Source organism: uncultured Methylobacterium sp., from assembly GCF_964244095.1.
GTDB lineage: Bacteria > Pseudomonadota > Alphaproteobacteria > Rhizobiales > Beijerinckiaceae > Methylobacterium.
Genome location: NZ_CAXTHR010000202.1, coordinates 1 through 5,662, shown reverse-complemented (window position 1 = coordinate 5,662; position 5,662 = coordinate 1). Strand labels below are relative to the sequence as shown.

The window sequence follows — 5,662 nt, the reverse complement described above, 5'->3', positions numbered from 1 at the left end:
ACGGGCCGCGCCGGGCACCCGAGGACCGTCGTGATGCTGACCTGCGACGCCTTCGGGGTGATGCCGCCGATCGCCAAGCTCACCGGCGCCGAGGCGATGTACCACTTCCTCTCTAGCTACACCGCCAAGGTCGCCGGCACCGAGCGCGGCCTGACGGCCCCCGAGGCGACGTTCTCGACCTGCTTCGGGGCGCCGTTCATGCCGCGCCACCCGAGCGTCTACGGCCGCCTGCTGCGCGATCGCATCGCCAGGCACGACGTCGATTGCTGGCTCGTCAACACGGGCTGGACCGGCGGCGGCGGCGGCACCGGGCGGCGCATGCCGATCCGCGTCACCCGCCGGCTGCTCGCGGCGGCACTCGACGGCTCGCTGTCCAAGACCGCGTTCCGCCGCGACCCGTATTTCGGTTTCGCGGTCCCGGTCTCGGTGCCCGGCGTCGAGCCGCACATCCTCCAGCCGGTGAAGACCTGGGCCGACAAGGCCGCCTTCGCCGAGACGGCGACGCGGCTCGTCGGGATGTTCAAGGCGAACTTCACGCGCTTCGAGGCGCATGTCGACGCGGACGTGCGCGCGGCCGGGCCGAAGGCGCAGGCGATGGCGGCTTGAACCCCGTGACGCGGCGGCGGACGGTCTCCTCGGGGCCCGGCCGTCAGCCCGGCTTCCGCTCGCTCAGGAACGCTTTCATCCGCTCCAGCGCCCGCAGGATGTTCTCCGCCGAGTTGGCGTAGGACAGCCGGATGTAGCCCTCGCCGTGCACGCCGAAATCCGGGCCGCCGATCACCGCGACGCCGGCCTCCTCCAGCAGGGCCGAGGCGAGCGCCTTGGCCCTCCAGCCGGTCCCGCCGACGTTGGGGAATGCGTAGAACGCCCCCTTCGGCATGATGCAGGAGATGTCGGGCAGGTCGTTCAGGCCCGCGACCACGATGCGACGCCGCCGGTCGAACGCGGCGACCATCTCGGCGACGCAATCCTGCGATTCGTCGAGCGCCGCGATCCCGGCCCATTGCGTCGCTGCGTTGACGCAGGAATGGGCGTTGACCGCGAGCTTGCGTGCCGCCTCGTAGAGGGGCGTGGGCCAGACCGACCAGCCCAGCCGCCACCCGGTCATGGCGTAGGTCTTCGAGGCGCCGTCGAGATAGATCAGACGGTCGCGGATCTCTTCGTAGGTGAGCAGCGAGTGATGCGCCTCCCCGTCGTAGGTCATGGTGCCGTAGATCTCGTCCGACAGGATCGCGACGTCGGGATGCGCGGCGAGGCCCTTCACCAGCGTGTCGATCTCCGCCTTGGGCGTCACGCCCCCCGTGGGGTTGGCCGGCGCGTTGACGATCAGCAGGCGGGTCTTCGGCGTGATCAACGCCAGCGTCTCGTCGGCGGAGAACGCGAAACCGTTCTCCTCGCGGATCGGCACCGGCACCGGCCTCGCGCCGGTGAACGCGATCATCGAGCGGTAGATCGGGAAGCCGGGATCGGGATAGAGGATCTCGGCGCCGGGCTCGCCGAACATCAGGATCGCCATGAACATGGTGACCTTGCCGCCGGGCACGATCATCACGCTCTCGGGGGACACCGCGACGCCGTGGCGCCGGTGGATGTCGCGGGACACCGCCTCGCGCAACGGCAGGATGCCGGTGGCCGGCGTGTAGCCGTGATGCCCGTCGCGAAGCGCCTTGATGCCGGCCTCGACGATGTGGGCCGGCGTCGGCATGTCGGGCTGGCCGATGCCGAGGTTGATCACGTCGCGCCCCGCGGCGGAGAGCGCGTCGGCGCGGGCCAGGACGGCGAAGGCGTTCTCCTCGCCGATGCGTCCGAACGCCGGAACGACCTGCATCATGGAAGCGCCCTCGCGATGATCGTCGTCCGAGGCCGCCCGCGCGCTGAACCCGCCGCCCTGCGGTTCGGGACGCTTCGGAAGACCCGCAGGCGTCAGTGCAAGGCGTCAGTGCTTGGCGCGCTCGGCCAGCTTGCTCGCGCCGAAGGAGAGCGCGACGGCGAGGATGCCGAGGACCACGAAGGTCTTCACGGCGGCGTAGAACAGGGCCGGCTCGATGCCAGCATCGGTGTAGAGAACGAGCCCGATCGCGGCAAGCGGCAGGCTGATCAGGATGAAGAGCGGAACGAGCGGGTTCATGAACGGCACTCAGGTCGTACGGGGGCAGCAGGGGCCCGCGCGTCTCGGACGCGTCGCCCGTGCATAGCACCGCCCCGCCCCGATGGGGACACCCGCCGCCCCGTTTTTTTGTCGCGCGGGGGCGCCGAAGGCGGGTCCCGGCGGCTGGAAACATCGCGTCGCGGACGAGGCGGCGTCGCTTACTGAAGACGCACGTCTATCGTCTCGGCGAACACCAGCCCGCCTTGGAGAGCCTCATCACGGACCGATTCCGGCGCATCGGAAGGCCCGGGACCGGAATCTCATCCGCGTAGAGGTGCATGAAGCCTATTCGTCCTCGCCGAAACGGTTGGCGAGCAGCGCCTCGAGCGCATCGAGGCAGGCTTCGGCATCGGCCCCGACGGCGGTGACCATGACGGCGGTGCCCTGTGCGGCGCCGAGCGTCAGCAGGCCCATGATCGAGCGGCCGCCCACCGTCTCGCCCGCGCGGGTGACGCCGACCTGCGCCTCGAACCGCTCCACCGTCTGGACGAACTTCGCCGACGCCCGGGCGTGCAGGCCGCGCCGGTTGACGATCGGCAGGCGCCTCAGGAAGCCGCCGTCCGGCACCGGCGGCGGCTCGTGGTCCGGCTCGTAGAGATCGTCCATCGCCCGGCGCGCTTCCCTGTCCGTCCCCGCGCGGTCCTCCGCGTCGGTCGGAGGCGTGTGCGTCACGCACGGGGGCCACCGTGCGTAACGGCTCCGCGCCCGGGACGAAAGACTATTTGAAAGACTACTTGCCGGCGAGGACGCGCGAGGCGACGTTGATGTACTTGCGGCCGGCTTCCTGCGCGTGAAGCACGGCGTCGCCGAGCGATTCGGCCTCGCGCACGCTGGCGAGCTTGATCAGCATCGGCAGGTTGATCCCCGCCACCACCTCGACCGCGCCGCCGTTCATGCAGGAGAGTGCGAGGTTCGAGGGCGTGCCGCCGAACATGTCGGTGAGCACGACGACGCCGGTCCCGGTGTTCACCCGGCCGACCGCGGACATGATGTCCCGCCGCCGCAACTCCATGTCGTCCTCAGGTCCGATCGTGATGGTCTCGATCTGTTCCTGCGGGCCAACCACGTGCTCCAGCGCGGCCTTAAACTCGGTCGCGAGCAGCCCGTGGGTGACGAGCACCATGCCAATCATCGACACGAATTCCGCCGTCCTGTGAACGAAGCCGCCATCTTGTGCGTTGCACGCACAGACTCAAGGCGGCCGCGACGTTTTCATCGACCGTCGCCATCACCATGCCACGCAAGTCGGCACCGCGCTACGGGCGCGCGCCGTCCGGTCCGTCGTGGACGCGCGTGTGCGGCTGCGAAGACACGCTCGCCGCCGCGAGGACGAGCAGGGCGGCGAGCCCCGCCTCGCGCGAGGCCCGGTCGATCGCGAGGCGGGGCAGGCGGATGCCGAGGATCGCCGCATCGGACGCGGGCGTCTCGGGCAGGCGCGGGCCGGCCTCCTGCAGGTCGACGACGAGGCGCACGACGCAGGCCGGAACCGCCTCGACCGCGACGATCCCGTGGCCGCGGATCTCGATCAGCCCGGCGATTACGGGATGGGGCCGCGCGACGAGGCGCCCGTTCACCGCCGCGACCCGCACCCGGTCGTCGCCGACGAGGGCGCCGAGCTTCCCCGTTAAGCCGGCGCCCGCGATCAGCGCGCGGGCGAGGCTCGACTTGCCTGCGCCTGCGACACCGCGGATCAGCACGCCCGCCTCCCCGATCACGACGCAGGTGGCATGGATCGTATCCCTGGTTCCTGGCGGAGCGGGTTCGGTGCTCATCGGAGCGGCCGGCGGCGCGCGATCCGCAGGCCGCCCTCCCGAACGGGACGAAAGACCCGCGTCGCACCGGGATCGAACACTCTCACGCCGCCGACGATTGCCGCGGGGCCGCCGGCAGGCGGACGATGAAGCGGGCGCCGCGGATCGTCGGCTCGCCGTCCTCGTCCGCCGGGCCGGGGCGGTTCTCGGCGCGGATCGAGCCGCGATGCGCCTGGACGATCTGGCGCGAGATCGAGAGGCCCAGGCCCGAATTCTGCCCGAAGCCCTGCTCGGGCCGGTCGGTGTAGAAACGCTCGAAGATCCGCTCCAGGGCGTGCTCGGGGATGCCAGGCCCCTCGTCCTCGCAGATCAGTTCCACGTCGCCGCGCACCCGCCGCAGCGCGACGCGCACCTTGGCCTCGGTCGGCGAGAACGAGCGCGCGTTGTCGAGGAGGTTGTTGACCACCTGGCCCAGGCGGCTGTCGTGGCCGATGATCGCGAAGGGCGCGTCCTGGTCGCCCGGCGCCGCGTCCACGTCGAGCTGGATCAGGCAGTCCTTGGGGCGCTTGCGCTCGTTGGCGACCGAGACCACCGTGGTCAGGAGCTTGCGCAGATCCACCTTGCGCGCCTCGGCGCGGGCGAGCTCGGCATCGAGCCGCGAGGCGTCGGCGATGTCGCTGATCAGCCGGTCGAGGCGGCGCACGTCGTGCTGGATGATCGCCATCAGGCGCCCGCGCGACTCGTCGTTGCGCGCGAGCGGCAGCGTCTCGACCGCGCTGCGGAGGGAGGTCAGCGGGTTCTTCAGCTCGTGGCTCACGTCGGCGGCGAAGCTCTCGATCGCGTCGATGCGCCGGTAGAGCGCCTGCGTCATGTCCCGCAGCGCACCCGAGAGATGGCCGATCTCGTCGGTGCGGCTGGTGAAGTCGGGGATCTCCTCGCGGGTCTTGATGCCCATCCGCACCTTCTCGGCGGCCTCGGCCAGCCGCCGGACCGGCCCGGCGATGGCGCCCGCGAGCAGGATCGAGAGCACCATCATCACCACCGCGGCGACGAGGAAGACCTGGAACAGGCTGAAGCGCTCCGAGGCGATGACGCGGTCGATCGCATCCCCTTGCGTCGAGAGCAGCAGGGCGCCGCGCACCGCGCCCGACCGCTGGATCGGCACCGCCACCGAGACCGTGGTCTCGCCGAGTTCGTTGCGGCGGACCAAGCTGCCGCGGGCGCCGCCCAGCGCGGTCTGGACCTCGCGCAGCGAATGGCCGTTGGCCGGCCCGACCTCCTCCTGCGGCTTCACCCGGTCGCCGAACAGGCCGAAGGTCCAGGCCTGGGCGAACTCGAAGGCCCGTTCGAGCAGGGACCGCTTGCGCATCTGCGGCGCACCGGCCGAACCGTCCGTGCGGTTGAACAGCGAGCGCGTGTCGAACAACAGGCCGCCCTCGCGGTCGTAGACCCGCGCGCGGTTGCCCGTGGGGGTCACGAGGCGGCGCAGCAGCGGCGCGACCTGTTCGGGGTTCAGCGAGAAGGCGAGCGGCGAGGATTCCTCCTCGGGGCCGCTGCCCTCGCCGGCCTGCTGCTGGAGCAGCTTGTCGGGGTCGATCCGGATCGTTCCCGTATCGACCGAGGCCGACGAGGCGATGGCGCCGGCGATGATGTCGCCCTGGATCGCCAGGCTCTCGACGCGGGCCTGGATCAGGCCCTGCCGGAACTGGTTCAGGTACAGGAAGCCGACGAGCAGCGCGATCAGCCCGACGAGGTTGAGCAC

At 71.0% G+C, this 5,662-nt stretch carries 7 protein-coding genes; 1 reads left to right on the top strand and 6 read right to left on the bottom strand.

What is annotated here, in order from left to right:
- Nucleotides 1–606: phosphoenolpyruvate carboxykinase (ATP) (locus tag ACFE86_RS20840; protein WP_375457232.1), on the top strand; the 606-nt coding region annotated here is incomplete at its 5' end.
- Nucleotides 607–649: 43 nt separating this feature from the next.
- Here the strand turns inward: ACFE86_RS20840 and ACFE86_RS20835 are convergent.
- The 6 genes from ACFE86_RS20835 to ACFE86_RS20810 all read right to left on the bottom strand — a co-directional run.
- Nucleotides 650–1,831 carry a pyridoxal phosphate-dependent aminotransferase gene (locus ACFE86_RS20835; protein WP_375457231.1) on the bottom strand — a complete coding sequence of 394 codons (1,182 nt, stop codon included), beginning with the start codon at nt 1,829–1,831 and terminating at the stop codon, nt 650–652.
- Between the two features lie 105 nt (nt 1,832–1,936).
- Entirely contained in the window at nt 1,937–2,128 is a 192-nt protein-coding gene (locus ACFE86_RS20830) for a hypothetical protein (RefSeq protein WP_375457230.1), read from the bottom strand.
- Nucleotides 2,129–2,434: 306 nt separating this feature from the next.
- Entirely contained in the window at nt 2,435–2,755 is a 321-nt protein-coding gene (locus ACFE86_RS20825; protein ID WP_375457229.1) for an HPr family phosphocarrier protein, read from the bottom strand.
- A gap of 124 nt (nt 2,756–2,879) precedes the next feature.
- Nucleotides 2,880–3,281: a PTS sugar transporter subunit IIA gene (locus ACFE86_RS20820; protein ID WP_375457233.1), complete on the bottom strand. Its 402-nt coding sequence runs from the start codon at nt 3,279–3,281 to the stop codon at nt 2,880–2,882.
- Between the two features lie 124 nt (nt 3,282–3,405).
- Complete coding sequence (locus ACFE86_RS20815) at nt 3,406–3,921, bottom strand: HPr kinase/phosphorylase (RefSeq protein WP_375457228.1); 516 nt, start codon at nt 3,919–3,921, stop codon at nt 3,406–3,408.
- A gap of 82 nt (nt 3,922–4,003) precedes the next feature.
- Nucleotides 4,004–5,662 (bottom strand): stimulus-sensing domain-containing protein (locus tag ACFE86_RS20810; RefSeq protein ID WP_375457227.1); only part of this gene is annotated, 1,659 nt, incomplete at its 5' end.

Coding starts and splice junctions, on each gene's coding strand:
- ACFE86_RS20825 (WP_375457229.1), bottom strand. CDS start 2,755: ATGGACGATCTCTACGAGCCGGACCACGAGCCGCCGCCGGTGCCGGAC.
- ACFE86_RS20815 (WP_375457228.1), bottom strand. CDS start 3,921: ATGAGCACCGAACCCGCTCCGCCAGGAACCAGGGATACGATCCATGCC.
- ACFE86_RS20835 (WP_375457231.1), bottom strand. CDS start 1,831: ATGATGCAGGTCGTTCCGGCGTTCGGACGCATCGGCGAGGAGAACGCC.
- ACFE86_RS20830 (WP_375457230.1), bottom strand. CDS start 2,128: ATGAACCCGCTCGTTCCGCTCTTCATCCTGATCAGCCTGCCGCTTGCC.
- ACFE86_RS20820 (WP_375457233.1), bottom strand. CDS start 3,281: ATGATTGGCATGGTGCTCGTCACCCACGGGCTGCTCGCGACCGAGTTT.